A 14,066-nucleotide genomic window follows, 5' to 3' on the forward strand; every position below is an offset into this window, starting at 1 on the left:
GTGCAGATCAACCCAGCGGTGGCCTGATGGCCCTCACGGTCGGCGTCATCGGCCCGGAGGACCTGGTCCAGCGCGTGATCGCGGTCGGTCCGCCGAGCGGCGCGACCCTGGTCCCGCTGCCCTACCACCACGAGACCGAAGCGGTCGAGGTGGTCGAGCAGTCCCACGAGAAGGTCGACGCCATCCTGTTCACCGGCGTCGTCCCGTACACGATCGCCACCGAGGCCGGCGTCATCGACCGCCCGGCGATGTACGTCTCGTACGACGGCGCCACCCTACTGCGCGCGTTGGTCGAGCTGCTCAGGCTCGGCCACAACGTCACCCAGTTCTCCATCGACACGCTGCGGCGCAGTGAGGTGCTGGAGACGCTGATCGAGGCCAAACTGCCGACCGACCAGATCCAGGTGCTCCCGTACCGCCCCGGCCTCACGTCGGACGACATCGTCGCCTTCCACCGCACCGCACGCGAGAAACACGACACCAAGGTCGCGATCAGTTGCCTCGGCTCGGCCTTCCACCTGATCGAGAACGAGATGCCGTCCGTCCGCCTCGCGCCGTCCCGCTACTCGATCCGCTCGACGTTGCAAGCCCTGGTTCTGACGACCACCGGCCAGCACGTCGGCGACGCCCAGGTCGCGCTTGGCGTGATCGACCTGCCGGAGCCGGACGAGGGTTTGGCGGCCGACCTGATCACCCTCGGCGCCAGCCTCGCCGCCCTCCCCGACGGTCGCCACCTGGTCGTCACCACCCGCGGCGTCCTCGAGCAGGCCACCGAACAGTTCACCCGCATGCCCCTGCTCGACCACCTCGCCTCCAGGCACAGCACGGCGTACGTCGGCTTCGGAGTCGGCCGTACGGCGGCCGAAGCCGAAGCCCTCGCCCGTCGCGCCGTCAGCCGCGCAGCCTCGATCGGCACCGTCGCCGGCGTCGTCTCGATGTCCGACGACGTCGAAATCGTCATCGAACCCACCGGCGACCAACCCATCACCGCCCGCGGCCCCGAAAGCCTCCCCCTCCTCGCCCGCCGAGTAGGCCTCAACACCCAAACCCTTGCCCGCATGCGCGAACTCGTCGCCACCCTCCCCGACGGCCTCACCACCCAAGACGTGGCCGACCACCTGGCCGTCCAACTCCGCACCGCCCGCCGAGTCCTCAAACGCCTCGAACGAGCCGGCCTGGCCGACCCCATAGGCAGCCAACAACACGGCCGAACCGGCCGACCCCCCACGGTCTACCTCATACGCCTGTAGTACCGACCCACGCGTGCTACGCAGTCACGCCTTCGTCGCGACCGCTACGCCCGCTCCCACCCACCCCCCGGCTAATCGCCCGTGCTTCCCTGGCCGGCTACCGCCGCCCATCTGCGGTGCAGACGCCCCGCCCTCTTGCGGGCTTATCGCCCGCGCTCTGCGCGCTCCTGCGTCGCACGCCATCGACAACCAACCAACCGCCCGTCCGCAGGAGGAGTGGCATCCCGGCAACCGACTGTTCGCACCCGTCAGTGGCTTCCGGCAAGTTACCGCGAACCGCTATTTGCGATCTCGGGCTGTACGCGAAGATCGCGCGTGCCAAATGTGTTCTGGAGCTCGGCAGGGCAGGCGACGCGGTGGATGCGTTCACTGATGTTCTGAACAGTCTTCCCCCGGATTACCACCGCGACCGGGGACAGTATCTCGGATCACTTGCCCGCGCTCACGTCCTCGTCGAGCAACCCGAGGCCGCCGCTGCAGCCGCCGCCGAGGCGTACACCATCGCGATTGCGACTGGCTCGACCCGAACGCTGGCCGACCTGCGGCGGACGATGCCATCCGGCCTGGCCAGGTGGTCCCACATACCTGATGTCGAGCGATTCTGTGCCATGCTCGCAGCGGTCGAACCAGAGATTGGTGGAAACTAAGTGTTCTCACTTGCCACAGACGCAGCACCCGGTCGTCCGAACGAAGACTTCGTGGTGGCTACCACCGACCTCGCAATCGTCGTAGACGGCGCCGGCGTACCCATGGGTGGCTGCCACCACGGCGTTGCATGGTACGCGCAGCAACTCGGTGCACGCACCCTGACAGCGTTAGCTGGTCGCCCACACCTCCCGTTGGCGGACGGTTTGTACGAGGGGCTCGCCGCCGTCGCAGCGTCGCACGAAGACACCTGCGACCTGACTGATCCGGGTACGCCGTGCGCAGCGGTCGGGATCCTTCGCATAGGTGCAGAAACAGTAGACACACTCGCCCTCTCTGATGTGACCGTTCTCGTCGAGAGCGCGGAAGGTCCGCAAATCACCTGCGACCTCCGCATCGAGGAGATCTCCGGAACCGAGCCGGACGCCGTTGCCGGCATGCTGTTCAACACCGCTGAGCACAAGGCCGCCATCGCCGCCTTGGTCGCGAACCAGACCCGCACCAGGAACCGGAGCGATGGCTGGTGGGTCGCCGCTGCAGACCCCGAGGCAGCACGCCATGCTGTGGTCGACAGCTATGCCCGATCCGAAGTGGGCCGGCTGGCGATCTTCTCCGACGGGGCAACCCGCCCGGCGGACCAGATGGACCTCTACACCTGGCCCGAGTACCTGGCCCTGCTCGACAAGCTTTGTCCCGCCGGCCTGATCGCCCACGTCCGCGAGATCGAAACCGCCGACCCCGACGGAGCCCGTCACCCCCGGACCAAGCGCCACGACGACGCCACGCTCGCCTATTCCCCGTGTCGGTAGAAGCGCTTCGTCCGCGGCAGGAGGGTGCTCCGTAGCCATCGACTCCAGCCGACCGTCCGTCGGCAGGAGGACTGGCGTCCTAGCGACCGTGTGTTCGCATGCGAGCGGCGGATTCCGGCAACTGCCCTGGTCTGCGCCTTGTGCACGTCGCCGTCGAGCCTCGGGGCCGGTGACTACTGCTGTCGGTGGCGTGGTGGTGCCTGTGGCTCTCGATGCGCCCACGCGACAGCGACCGCCCACACCAGCAGGGCGACGAGGCCCCCAACGCCCGCGCCGAGGAGCGCACCGTCGAAGAGGCTGCCCAGCACCGCGCCGACAGCGCTTGTCATGAGCGCGGCGACCAGCAGAAGCGAGCTCGCATCTCCGCCCCAGCCCAAATCACGCAACCGCTTGCGCATCGGGCGTCCGCGTTCCATCAGGATCACCACTTGAACGCTGATCACCGAGGCGACCAGCAGGAAAGCCAGACAGCGGATCGTGACCACGCCGCCTATCATGCCGCCGGGTGGGCGGCACGCTGTAGACCTACAGATGCACACCCCCGCTGGCCTACGCTGGCGGGATGCGCAGATCGATTCTGCTTACCGCGGTGGTGGTCTGCGCGGTGAGTCTCCTGAGCGGTTGTGGACCGCGGGTGTCGCGCGGTGTGGTTGGCATGTCGGTCGACGACGCGGGCATACCGGTGATCGTGCTGCAGAACTGCGACGGCAACATCGCCCAACTCGAGTTCTATGACCGGAGTGGGCCACGAACGGACGACCCCGCACCGGGGCCGGCGATGATGTACGTGAACCCGCGCCCGGACAAATCCGTGGTCCAGATCCCCATCCGGACTGGTGGGAACGGCTGGCGGGTCCAGGGAGAACCACCGGCTTTGCGCGCCGACGGCAAGTACTTGATCCGGGCGTGGGGCAAACGACACGAGTGGCACGGTCGCGGCACCGAGTTCACCCTGAGAGACCTCAAGACCGTCCGTCCCGGCCAGGTCCGTCACGACTCTCCACCCGCCGACGCCAGCCCGCCGTACGATGCCATTCCAGTGAAGTACCGCGTGACCCCGCTGAGCGAGTTCATCACAGAGGACTGCCCGTGAAGACTCCCAGAATTGGCCGACCGATGACAGAAGGGCAGCAGTCGTGACGGATGGGATCATCGACCGGGAGGCAGCGGGTGTTGTCGCCTTCGCCTATGAGATGGGCGTGCTCAAGCGGCTTCGCCGAGCGGGGTGGTGGCACGTCGGCGTTCGTGATCCCGAATCCGTTGCGGAGCACAGCTTGCGAGTCGCTCAACTCGCTGCGCTGATCGCCAGTGAGGAAGGCGGTGACCCCGCGCGGGCGGCGTACCTGGGGATGTGGCACGACTCGCAGGAGACCCGGATCGGCGACATCCCGCACAGCGCCAAGCCCTATCTGGAAGTCGCCGGCAACGAAAGCATCACCGAGGACCAAGTCGCGGTCCTTCCCGAGAGTGCGGCCAAGAGCATTCGAGAGGCCGTCACCGAGTACGAGACCGCAGAGACCATCGAGGCCCGCTGCGCCAAGGACGCCGACCGCCTCGAGTGCCTCCTGCAAGCGGTCGAGTACGGCGAAGCCGGCTACCAACGGGTCGACGGCTGGATCGAATCCTCACGCGCCCGCATCCAAACCCCCTTCGCCCGCCGCCTCGCCGAAGCGGCGCTGGTGACATCCCCACTCGCCTGGCGCGACCGCTGATCGAGAGTGGCCGAAGGTGAGCCGTGCTGTCCGGGTGACGCGGGTACGGCGACTGTGAGCGAAGCGAAGCCGACGCTGGACGTGGCCTTGATGAGGTTGGCCGACCTGTTGACGGATGCCCAGGCGTCCGTGGCTGAGATCAGGCACTGGATCTCGGAGTCGGCCAGACCCCGCCTCGCCCGCGTTCCCCTTGATCCCATCCTGACGGTACGACTCCGCATGTTCGAGGAAGACCGTTGAGCGGGTCCTGACGCGCGGCGGTGACCTTGAACAGGACATAGCATGTTCAAGGCCCCGAGTTCCTGCGCAAACCCTCGGTGCGTTGCCCGATGGACGGTGGCCGGGGTGTGCCGGAGGGCGGCTTACGGGCGGATGATCGTAATGCCGGCCGGGGTGCCGTTGGTGAGGGCGGCCAGGGCGGTGGGGGTTTCGGCGAGGGGAATGGTGCGGGTGATCAGCGCGGCGGGGTCTAGGTTGCCGGCGGCAACGAGGTTCAGCATCTCGGGGTAGGCGTGGGCGGCCATGCCGTGACTGCCCAGCCATTCCAACTCCTGGCCGATCAGGCGGCCTACGTCGAGTTGGACGCCGGATGGCAGGAGGCCGACTTGCAGGTGGCGGCCGCGGGGGCGCAGGGCGAGGAGGGCTTGCTGGACGATGTCGTTGGAACCCAGGGCGTCCATGGTGACGTGGGCGCCGCCGCCGGTGAGGTCACGGAGCTGGGACACGGTGTCGGCAGACGCCAAGACGGTGTCGGCGGCGCCGTACGTGCGGGCGAGGTCCAGCGCGTCGGGGTTCGTGTCGACGGCGATCACGCGGGCGCCGAGAGCGGCCGCGATCATGACCGCCGACAACCCGACGCCGCCGCAGCCGAAGATGACGACGTTCTCCGCTGCGACGACTCGGCCGACCTGGCGGACAGCGCGGAAGGAGGTGGCGAAGCGGCAGCCCAGGCCGGCGGCGGTGTCGAAGGACAGGTCGTCCGGCAGCCGGACCAGGTTCACAGCGGCGAACGGTACGGCGACGAAGTCCGCAAACGAGCCCCAGTAGTTGAAGCCGGGCTGGAGTTGGTTGGGGCAGACCTGTTGGTCCCCGGAGAGGCACTGTTCACACGTGCCGCACGCGCAGATGAACGGCGTGGTCACGCGGTCGCCGATCTGCCGGCCGGTCACCCCGGGGCCGAGGGCGGCGATCGTTCCGGCCAGTTCGTGCCCAGGGACGTGGGGCAGGACGATGTCCGGGTCGTGCCCCATCCAGCCGTGCCAGTCGCTGCGGCACAACCCGGTGGCCTCGACCTTCAGGACGACACCACCGGGCTTCGGCTCCGGGTCCGCTACCTCGGCAACAGTCGGCAGGACGCCGTACTGCTCAACCAGAACAGCGCGCATCAGCCGCCGGCGACTGCGGGGATGATCGAGATCTCGCCGCCGTCCTTCACCGAGGTCTGCAGGCCGTCGGCGAAGCGTACGTCGTCGTTGTCGACGTACACGTTGACGAAGCGGCGCAGCTCGCCGGAGTCGTCGAGGACGCGGCCCTTGATGCCCGGGTAGGCGGTGTCGAGGGACTCGAGCACCTCGCTGAGCGTCGCGCCCTCGGCGCTGACCGAGGACGCGCCCTGGGTGTACTGGCGCAGGATGGTCGGGACCCGGACACTCACGCTCACTGCAGGCCTGCCTTCACGAAGGCGTCGTACGACGCGGGGATGGTCACCTTGGGGCCGACCCGGTCGGCCACGGCGTCGAGGGTCTTCAGCCCGTCGCCGGAGTTGATGATCACCGTCTCGGCCTCGGGGTCGAGCTGGCCGGTCTCGACCAGCTTCTTCAGCGTCGCGACCGTCACCCCGCCCGCGGTCTCGGTGAAGATGCCCTCGGTGCGGGCGAGCAGCCGGATGCCCTCGATGACCTCTTCGTCGGTGACGTCCTCGATCGCGCCACCGGTACGGCGGGCCACGTCCAGCACGTACGGTCCGTCGGCCGGGTTGCCGATCGCGAGCGACTTGGCGATGGTGTCCGGCTTGACCGGCTTCACCACGTCGTACCCGTCCCGGAACGCCTGCGCGACGGGCGAGCAGCCGGTGGCCTGGGCGCCGTACACCTTGTAGTCGGTGGCGTCGACCAGGCCGAGCTTGCCGAGCTCGGTGAAGCCCTTGTCGATCTTGGTCAGCTGGGAGCCCGAGGCGACCGGGATGACGATCTGCTGCGGCAGCCGCCAGCCGAGCTGCTCGGCGATCTCGAAGGCGAGGGTCTTGGAGCCCTCGGAGTAGTACGGGCGGACGTTGACGTTGACGAACGCCCAGCCCTCCTCCTCGCCGGCGATCTCGGAGGCCAGCTTGTTCACGTCGTCGTAGTTGCCCTCGACCGCGACCAGCGTGCCGTCGTACACGGCGCTGGTGATGACCTTGGGGCGCTCGAGGTCGTGCGGGATGAACACGACCGAGCGGATGCCGGCCCGGGCGGCGGCCGCGGCGACGGCGTTGGCCAGGTTGCCGGTGGAGGGGCAGGCGAAGACCTTCATGCCGAGCTCGCGGGTGGCGCTCAGGGCACTGGCGACCACGCGGTCCTTGAAGGAGTGCGTGGGGTTGCCCGAGTCGTCCTTCACCCACAGCTTGCGCAGGCCCAGCTCGCGGGCGAGGTTGCCGGCGTCGATCAGCCGGGTGTAGCCGGGCTCGGTGTTCGGGAAGCTGGCCACGTCGACCGGGACGGGCAGCAGCGGCTGGTAGCGCCAGATGTTCTTGGGTCCGGCCTCGATCTGCTCGCGGGTGATGGTGGGGTACTCGTACCCGACCTCGAGCGGACCGAAGCACTCCGTACAGGCGTAGAACGGACCGAGCGGCGACTTCGCCCCACAGGCGCGACAGCTCAGGTGCGTACCGTTGCCGAAGGCACCTTCACGGATGGTGTGGGTGGCGGTCAGGCTCATGAGTGAGGTTCCCTCCTCATCTTCCCCGGACACCGGATCTCGGCGCGGGACGGATTTGGCACCGTTCCGCCGCGAGGGTCCCGGACGGGACCTCAACGGGGAGGGTTGCCGGGACTTCGACGGGCCGTTTCCCTCAGTCCCTCTGGATGAGCTCCCCCGAGATTACCCAATCGGGTCCATATTGTGTCTTCGGTTCCCACCATCCGAGACACTCGATCTCAACCGTGCCGGGCCCGGAAAGTACGGCGGTACGCCGACGGCGAGGTGTGAAGCTGCTTGGCAAAGTGATGACGCAGCGTCACCGGTGTCGCAAAGCCGGCTGCGGTCGCGATCTCCTCGACCGGGGCGTCACCGGTCTCCAGCATCGTCAGAGCCGCCTGGATCCGCTGCGCGATCAGCCACTTGCCCGGTGTCGTCCCGGTCGCCTTCACGAAGTGCCGCAGGTAGGTCCGCGGCGACAACCCCGCCTGCCTGGCCAGATCCGGTACGCCGATCGGCTCGGCGAGATGCTCCAGCGCCCACTCGAGGCTCCGCGCGACCGAAGCGTCGTCGGGGTCCGGCGGCACCGGCGACTCGATGTACTGCGCCTGCCCGCCGGCCCGGTACGGCTGGATCACCAGCCGCCGGGCGACCGCGTTCGCCACGGCCGCGCCGTAGTCCTTCCGCACCAGGTGCATGGCCAGATCCAGCCCTGCGGCACACCCCGCACTCGTGAGTACGTCGCCTTCGTCCGTGTAGAGCGGCTCTGGATCGACGTGGATCTTCGGATAGCGCTCACGCAGCATGTCGGCGTACCGCCAGTGCGTCGTTGCCCGGCGTCCGTCGAGCAGACCGGCCGCAGCCAGCGCGAACGCGCCTGAGCAGATCGACACCATCCGGGCGCCACGCCCGTGCGCAGTCTGCAGCGCCTCGATCAGCGCCGGCGACGTCTCACCGCGTGGGTCGTGGACGCTCGGGATGACGACCGTGTCCGCGGCCGCGAAGTCGTCCAGGCCGTGCGGGGTGCTCAGCGTGGCGCCGCCGAGCACGCGGATCGGGTCCGGTGTCTCGGTGCAGACCTTCAGCCCGTACCACGGCTGGTCGATGTCCGGCCAGGCCAGCCCGAACACCTCGATCACGATCCCGGCCTCGAAGGCCGTCATCCCGTCGTACGCGAGGACAGAAACCGTCCGTTGTCCCATGTCACAATCTTAGCGATAGTCGTCCCCAGCGCCACTTCTGGGAACGCCTCCAGCCGCGGACGATGGAGTCATGTTCAAGGTTCTGAAGGAGATCGCAGCCGGAATCAACGCCGCCTCCGCCGTCCGGCACGGGCTCACGCCGCCCGCAGGCGCGCTCACCGCCGACGGCCGTCGAGCGTACGCATCAAAGGCGTCGCGGCAACGCCGTGCACAAGGACGCTCAGCACGACGGTGAAGCCGACGGTCGCCCACAGCCACGGCAGGTCGGTCGCGAAATGCACCCCGACGGCGGCCAGGTAGTAGACCGACGTCACCCCCCGGACCCCGAAGGCCGCCGTCATCCAGCGCTCGGAGCGATCCAGCTCCGAGCGTGCGAGTGACAGCCACGCGACGACCGGCCGGACGACGAGCACCAGCAGTACGCCGCTCACCGCGCCGGCCAGTGTGAGCGGCTCGAGCAGGCCACCGGTGATCGCGACGCCGAGCAGCAGCAGGATTCCCCAGGTCAGGATGTGCTCGAGCTCCCCGATGAAGTTGTGCAGCTCCGCGTGGAACTCGTGACTCCGCTCGGCCGCCCGAAGCGCGAGCGCGGCGACGAAGACCGCGATGAACCCGTACCCGTGCAGCACCTCGGTCAGCCCGTAGACGCCGAGCGTCATGGCCAGCGCGAGGACTGGCTCACGTGAGTCCGCCAGCCGGAAGCTCTTCGCGGGCGCACTGAACGCCATCTTGCCCAGCAGCCAACCCGCGCCAAGGCCGACCGCGACCCCGACCACTGTCTTACCTACGACGTACCAACCAAACCACTCCCACACCGAGTGCGACTTGGTGGCCGCGAAGACGGCCAGATAGACGAGTGGGAACGCCAGACCGTCGTTCAGCCCAGCCTCGGACGTCAGTGCGAACCGCACCTCGTCCTCCTCGTCCGGCTCAGCGCTCTCACCGGTCGTCGGCCCGGCAACCTGTACGTCGGAAGCGAGCACCGGATCGGTTGGCGCGAGTACGGCGGCGATCAGCAACGCAGTCGCCGGAGCCAGACCGAGCAGCCAGCCCACTCCGGTCAGCGCAGCGACACAGGCCGGCATCGCAACGAACAGCAGCCGCCACGTGACACTCCACCGGAGCAGGCTGATCGGCCGGTCGATCGCCAGCCCGACACCCATCAGAGCGATGATGACGGTCAGCTCAGCCAGGTGCTCGGTCAGCTCGGGTTCAGCGATCGGGCTGAGTTGCGCGCGGTCGACGGCCAGGCCGAGCAACAGACCTGCGCCGAGGAACGCGATCGGCGCGGAGACGGCGTACTGGCGGAGCAGACGAGGCAGTACGGCGCCCAGCAGCAGAGCCAACCCGGCGACCAGGTACAGCCCGTCCCCGTCGATCGTCATCGTGCCGGACCAGTGCCCAGCGGGCGGCTACCTCAAGCGATGAGTCGCACCCGGCGTGTGCGTCGGCAGGGACTTGCGAGGGCCGTAGCGAGGGTGGCCGACGCCGGTCAGCTCGAGCAGCCGCTGCACACGGAACCGGTGACCCCGGTACGGCTCGATCAGCTCCGCACAGCCGTCGTCGTCGAGCTCCTCGCCGATCAGCGCGTACGAGACGTTGCGGGACACGTGGTAGTCCGCGAACGAGAACGCGTCCGCATCACCATGCGCCCGCTGCCGCACCTCAGCAGCAGTCCACACACCGACACCAGGCAACGACCGCAGCCGCCGCTCGATCTCCGCGGAGTCGGTCAGCTCGAGCGTCCGCTCCAACGCCTTCGCCCGAGTGGCAGCCGTGATCACGACCCTCGAACGACGGTTCTCCACACCGGCCCGCAACCACTGCCAGGACGGGATCATCCGCCACTCCTCCGGCGCCGGCGGGACCATCATCACGCGCCCGTCCGGCGGCTGCGGTCCGGGCGCGGTCTCGCCGTACTCACGCAGGATCACGCGCCAGGCCCGGAACGCTTCCTTGCCGGTGACAACCTGTTCGATCCCGGCCGCGGCCATCGCCTCGAACACCGCCCGCGTCCGCGGCACCCGGACGTGCGGGAACCGCCGCGCCGCGTCCACCAGCGCCCGGTGCTCCGGCAACGGCTCGAACCCGTCCCAGCTGTCCGCATCCCCCAGCAGCTCCGGCACCCCGTCCAGCGCCCACCCGGCACCCGGACCCCACGCCTCGGCCTCCACCTCACCGGTCGAGGGGTACGGCGTCAGCCGCAGCAGCACCGGCCCCTCCGGTGTCCGCGTCGCCCGCCAGACGGTGCGCCGTACCGGATCGAAGACGTACGCCGGATCGCCAGGCCCCTTCCGCAGACCCCCGATCACCGAATGCGGATCCACCACCCGCCCAGGACGCCAAACCCGCACCACCGAACTCACGCCCCAAGTCTTACTCACGCCACGGACAACTAGCGGATGGGAGTTGCCGCTCCGGCCAAGCGCTCGCGCATCCATGGATACGGATCGACCAACCGCTCGCGCGTGGACAGCACGTCCTGCACAAGAACGGCGAGCCGTTCGCCCATCACATAATGGCGTCCCTTGGTCTCACCAACCGGTCGGAGCAGGTTCAGCTCCGTGAGCCTGGCCAGGTCCCTCGTCGCCGTCCGCTGCTCGATCTCGGCTCGTCGGACATACGTCGAGCGGCGGATCCGGAACCCCAGCGACGCATCGAACAGCTCGTCTGCCACCCGATCGGCCAAGCCGAACTGTTCGATCAACTGGTCGAACGCCAACCACAACTTGCCGGCTTCGCGATAGCGTCGCCGCACCGTCTGCGCCTGGATGTGGTGAGCACGGAGGTTGAACTTGACCCACAACTCGGCCGATCGCTCGGGATGCCAGGATCCCGCACCGGTTGCGGCCAGGACGCGGTAGTAGTCCTCGGTGTTGCCACCCAGCCACTCCTCGATGCTGGAGAACGCCGGCTCGCCGATGCCGCCGCGGGAGAGAACCAGAGTCTGCAGCGCCCTGGCCATCCGGCCGTTGCCGTCGCGGAACGGATGAATCATCACGAGGTTGAGATGAGCCATCGCCGCATGCACAAGCGGGTCCACTCCACCGTCACCGGCCAGCACCTCCATCAACTCCGCGACCAGGCCGGGCACCTGCTCCGCCGACGGTCCCTCGTAGACGTTCTCCCCCATCACCTCGTCGTGCACGTAAACAACACCTTGCCGGTAGCTGCCAGGACTCTTGGACAGGTCGTGGCTCAGCATCATGAAGTGCATCCCACGGACGGCGGAGACATCGAGCCGGAAGTCCGTGTCTTTCGCCATCGCCAAGACATAGCCCAGCGCCTGCCGATACCCCCGAATCTCTGCGAAGGTCCGCTGGTCCGCGCTCAGTGCTTCCTCGTCGTCGAGGGCGGCGGCGGCGTCGTCCAGCTCGACGTCGTAGCCTTCGATGCTGTTGGACCCCTGGATCGCCCGGGCCAGCATGCTTCGCCTCAGCCCGCCCACGCAACGCCGGGGCATCCGCAGCACCTCGGCCAGCTCGGACCGGAACGCGTGGATCTGCTCCAGGACCTGCTGGTCCTCGAGATCCGGCTGCGGCGTGCTGAAGATGGTCACAACTGTCCTAATGTCTCAATTCTTAGGACATCCTACTGCCATGACTTGATGATTGCGACATCGAGACATCGGTCGGGTGACGGGCTGATACTGAGGCATGACTCGGTGGCAGCGGGTGAAGGTCGTGGGGAACTTCCTGAATCTGTCCACTCTCGCCGGCCTGCTGGTCGGGGTGATCGGGCGAGCCCGGTTCAGCCGCGGGCCGCGAGGGTTGTTCTTCGCGAACGGGTACAAGATCAAGTTCCCGGTGGCGGGCGCGTTCACGATCGGGAACGTGGTGCTCAGCAAGCACGAGCGGGCGTACTTCGACGACGAGGCGCTGGTGCGGCACGAGGAGCGGCACTCCTGGCAGTACTTCTGCCTGCTCGGCCTGCTGATGTGGCCGCTGTACGTTGTCGGCGTCGTCGTCTCGTGGTTCCTCACCGGCGACCCGGCGTCGCGGAACCCGTTCGAGCGGCTGGCCGGTCTCAAGGACGGCGGGTACGTCGAACGGCCGATCCAGTCGTTCGGCCAGACCCTGACGCAGACGCTCAGCGTGCTGCGATCGCGTCCGAAAGAGCCGTGAGCACGGTCACCACACCGGCCGGGTCGTCCACCACGATGTCCGCGGCCTCGATCAGCTCGGTCGCGTTGGACGACCGCGTGGCCAGCAGCACCGCCCGCAGGCCGGTCTTGCGCTGCTCCTCGATCGCCCGGTACGCCGCCAGATCGCCGAGGTCGTCACCGGCGTACAGGATGGACTGAGCGCCGGTGTCCTCGAGCAGCCGCCGCAGTGCGACGCCCTTGTCGATGCCCGGCGGCCGCAGCTCCAGCACCAGATTGCCCGGCTCCAGCCGCAGCTCGGTCGACTCGGCCAACTCGGTCAGTGGCGTCCGCAGCCTGTCGAAGGCACCGGTCGGATCGGCCATCCGGCGCGTGTGCACCGCCAGCGAGCTCTCCTTGTCCTCCACGAACGCATCGGCGAGCCCCAGCTCCTGCAGCAGCCCCGGCAACCGGTCACGCGCTTCGGCGACACCGGACGGCACCGGGTCACTGGTCACCCGCCCAGTCGCTGCGTCCCACCGCTCCAGCCCGTAGTGCCCGAGTACGACGAGACGCCCGAGCCCAGGGTGTCCGGTCACACCGGTCAGCTCCGTGGCGACCAGGGCCGGACGACCGGTGACGATCGCCACCTGGTTCACCGAACGGGCCAGGCGGGCCAGCGCGTCGAGCGCACCCTCCACCGGACGAGACATGGCCGGGTCCTCGACCAACGGGGACAGCACGCCGTCGAAGTCCGTCGAGATCACCGCGGTGGCCGGATCGGCGACGATCGCCTCCCAGCCCTCGCGCCCCGCCTCCGTCTGGATGGTCGGCGTGCTCATCCGGTGTAGTCCGAGGTGAGGATCACGGTGAGGCGGTCCTTCTTCATGTTGTCCAGCGCGCCCTTGGTGCGGCCGATCCCGAGGTCGCGGGCGAGCTGGTTGGCGGCGTCGAGCATGCCCGGCGGGTAGTACACGGTGCTGCCGGCGACCTTGCCGTGCCAGTTGTCTGCGCCGGCCACGATCCAGCCGGCCTGCCGCGCGCGGCCCGCGACCGAGTCGGCCAGGCCCTTGCGCGAGGTGTTGTTGTAGACCTCGACGGCCGGACGCTGGTCCGGCGGGATGGTGGTCGCCTGCGTCCCGGGCGGCTGCGTGGCCGGCGGCGGTGCCGTGGTCGGCTCGCTGCCGGGCTCGGTCGTCGGCTCGGTGCTCGGATCGGCGGTCGGCGTGGTCGAGGGCGGGCCGGTGGTCGGGTCCGGCGTAGGCGTGGGTGTGGACCTGGGCACGCTGGCGCCTACCGTCGACGGGCCACCGGCCGGCTTGGGCGACGGCGTGTTCTTGCCCTCGTCCGCGGTGCTGTCGTTACCGCGGGTTCCGAACAGCACCAGCAGGCCGGCCACGATCGCGACGACGGCCAGCACGGCGACGAGGGACGAGAGGACCTGGCCCCGGTCGTCCTTCGGGCGAGGCATG

General features: G+C 68.6%; 16 protein-coding genes and 1 riboswitch. Of the genes, 6 read left to right on the top strand and 10 right to left on the bottom strand.

Going from position 1 to position 14,066, the window contains the following annotated elements:
* Positions 1-26: 26 nt before the first annotated feature.
* The 3 genes from AB0H36_RS34270 (at position 27) to AB0H36_RS34280 (ending at position 2,704) form a co-directional block, all read left to right on the top strand.
* On the top strand, positions 27-1,250 hold the full coding sequence (locus tag AB0H36_RS34270; protein ID WP_360533337.1) for a helix-turn-helix domain-containing protein: 1,224 nt from the start codon (positions 27-29) through the stop codon (positions 1,248-1,250).
* Between the two features lie 251 nt (positions 1,251-1,501).
* On the top strand, positions 1,502-1,897 hold the full coding sequence (locus tag AB0H36_RS34275) for a hypothetical protein (RefSeq protein WP_360533340.1): 396 nt from the start codon (positions 1,502-1,504) through the stop codon (positions 1,895-1,897).
* A gap of 339 nt (positions 1,898-2,236) precedes the next feature.
* Positions 2,237-2,704 carry a hypothetical protein gene (locus AB0H36_RS34280; RefSeq protein WP_360533343.1) on the top strand — a complete coding sequence of 156 codons (468 nt, stop codon included), beginning with the start codon at positions 2,237-2,239 and terminating at the stop codon, positions 2,702-2,704.
* A 173-nt stretch (positions 2,705-2,877) separates the two neighbouring features.
* On the opposite strand, the gene AB0H36_RS34285 is transcribed toward AB0H36_RS34280, so the two are convergent.
* Positions 2,878-3,189 (bottom strand): hypothetical protein, encoded by a 312-nt coding sequence (locus tag AB0H36_RS34285; protein WP_360533346.1) that lies wholly within the window; start codon positions 3,187-3,189, stop codon positions 2,878-2,880.
* Between the two features lie 77 nt (positions 3,190-3,266).
* Between AB0H36_RS34285 and AB0H36_RS34290 the strand changes: the two genes are divergently transcribed.
* Positions 3,267-3,797, top strand: coding sequence for a hypothetical protein (locus tag AB0H36_RS34290; RefSeq protein WP_360533349.1), 531 nt, complete (start codon positions 3,267-3,269; stop codon positions 3,795-3,797).
* 43 nt (positions 3,798-3,840) lie between these two features.
* Entirely contained in the window at positions 3,841-4,416 is a 576-nt protein-coding gene (locus tag AB0H36_RS34295) for an HD domain-containing protein (protein WP_360533352.1), read from the top strand.
* 362 nt (positions 4,417-4,778) lie between these two features.
* On the opposite strand, the gene AB0H36_RS34300 is transcribed toward AB0H36_RS34295, so the two are convergent.
* From AB0H36_RS34300 to AB0H36_RS34330, 7 genes are all read right to left on the bottom strand, one after another.
* Complete coding sequence (locus tag AB0H36_RS34300; protein WP_360533355.1) at positions 4,779-5,801, bottom strand: zinc-dependent alcohol dehydrogenase family protein; 1,023 nt, start codon at positions 5,799-5,801, stop codon at positions 4,779-4,781.
* The gene (locus AB0H36_RS34305; RefSeq protein WP_360533358.1) at positions 5,801-6,076 is read right to left on the bottom strand and encodes a ubiquitin-like small modifier protein 1; all 276 of its coding nucleotides are present in this window, start codon (positions 6,074-6,076) and stop codon (positions 5,801-5,803) included. Before AB0H36_RS34305 ends, AB0H36_RS34300 begins: the two co-directional genes overlap by 1 nt.
* Positions 6,073-7,332 (bottom strand): threonine synthase, encoded by a 1,260-nt coding sequence (gene thrC / locus AB0H36_RS34310; RefSeq protein WP_360533361.1) that lies wholly within the window; start codon positions 7,330-7,332, stop codon positions 6,073-6,075. Before thrC ends, AB0H36_RS34305 begins: the two co-directional genes overlap by 4 nt.
* 13 nt (positions 7,333-7,345) lie before the next feature.
* Positions 7,346-7,485, bottom strand: a riboswitch (SAM riboswitch).
* Between the two features lie 65 nt (positions 7,486-7,550).
* On the bottom strand, positions 7,551-8,513 hold the full coding sequence (locus AB0H36_RS34315) for a helix-turn-helix domain-containing protein (protein ID WP_360533364.1): 963 nt from the start codon (positions 8,511-8,513) through the stop codon (positions 7,551-7,553).
* A 155-nt stretch (positions 8,514-8,668) separates the two neighbouring features.
* A complete protein-coding gene (locus AB0H36_RS34320; protein WP_360533367.1) occupies positions 8,669-9,898 on the bottom strand; it encodes a cation:proton antiporter in 1,230 nt (409 codons plus the stop codon).
* A gap of 27 nt (positions 9,899-9,925) precedes the next feature.
* Positions 9,926-10,879, bottom strand: a complete 954-nt coding sequence (locus AB0H36_RS34325) for a DNA-3-methyladenine glycosylase 2 family protein (protein WP_360533370.1) — start codon at positions 10,877-10,879, stop codon at positions 9,926-9,928.
* Positions 10,880-10,908: 29 nt separating this feature from the next.
* Entirely contained in the window at positions 10,909-12,072 is a 1,164-nt protein-coding gene (locus AB0H36_RS34330; RefSeq protein ID WP_360533373.1) for a Fic family protein, read from the bottom strand.
* Between the two features lie 97 nt (positions 12,073-12,169).
* Here AB0H36_RS34330 and AB0H36_RS34335 point away from each other — a divergent pair, with 97 nt between their 5' ends.
* On the top strand, positions 12,170-12,637 hold the full coding sequence (locus tag AB0H36_RS34335; RefSeq protein WP_360533376.1) for a hypothetical protein: 468 nt from the start codon (positions 12,170-12,172) through the stop codon (positions 12,635-12,637).
* On the opposite strand, the gene otsB is transcribed toward AB0H36_RS34335, so the two are convergent.
* Positions 12,603-13,436 carry a trehalose-phosphatase gene (gene otsB / locus AB0H36_RS34340; protein WP_360533379.1) on the bottom strand — a complete coding sequence of 278 codons (834 nt, stop codon included), beginning with the start codon at positions 13,434-13,436 and terminating at the stop codon, positions 12,603-12,605. The genes AB0H36_RS34335 and otsB overlap by 35 nt on opposite strands.
* Positions 13,433-14,065 (bottom strand): LytR C-terminal domain-containing protein, encoded by a 633-nt coding sequence (locus tag AB0H36_RS34345; RefSeq protein ID WP_360533382.1) that lies wholly within the window; start codon positions 14,063-14,065, stop codon positions 13,433-13,435. Before AB0H36_RS34345 ends, otsB begins: the two co-directional genes overlap by 4 nt.
* Between the last annotated feature and the right edge of the window lies 1 nt (position 14,066).

The sequence above is a fragment of the Kribbella sp. NPDC050820 genome, from assembly GCF_040653975.1.
Classification (GTDB): Bacteria; Actinomycetota; Actinomycetes; order Propionibacteriales; family Kribbellaceae; genus Kribbella.

Coding starts and splice junctions, on each gene's coding strand:
- AB0H36_RS34270 (WP_360533337.1), top strand. CDS start 27: ATGGCCCTCACGGTCGGCGTCATCGGCCCGGAGGACCTGGTCCAGCGC.
- AB0H36_RS34290 (WP_360533349.1), top strand. CDS start 3,267: ATGCGCAGATCGATTCTGCTTACCGCGGTGGTGGTCTGCGCGGTGAGT.
- AB0H36_RS34300 (WP_360533355.1), bottom strand. CDS start 5,801: ATGCGCGCTGTTCTGGTTGAGCAGTACGGCGTCCTGCCGACTGTTGCC.
- thrC (WP_360533361.1), bottom strand. CDS start 7,332: ATGAGCCTGACCGCCACCCACACCATCCGTGAAGGTGCCTTCGGCAAC.
- AB0H36_RS34315 (WP_360533364.1), bottom strand. CDS start 8,513: ATGGGACAACGGACGGTTTCTGTCCTCGCGTACGACGGGATGACGGCC.
- AB0H36_RS34320 (WP_360533367.1), bottom strand. CDS start 9,898: ATGACGATCGACGGGGACGGGCTGTACCTGGTCGCCGGGTTGGCTCTG.
- AB0H36_RS34335 (WP_360533376.1), top strand. CDS start 12,170: ATGACTCGGTGGCAGCGGGTGAAGGTCGTGGGGAACTTCCTGAATCTG.
- otsB (WP_360533379.1), bottom strand. CDS start 13,436: ATGAGCACGCCGACCATCCAGACGGAGGCGGGGCGCGAGGGCTGGGAG.
- AB0H36_RS34345 (WP_360533382.1), bottom strand. CDS start 14,065: ATGCCTCGCCCGAAGGACGACCGGGGCCAGGTCCTCTCGTCCCTCGTC.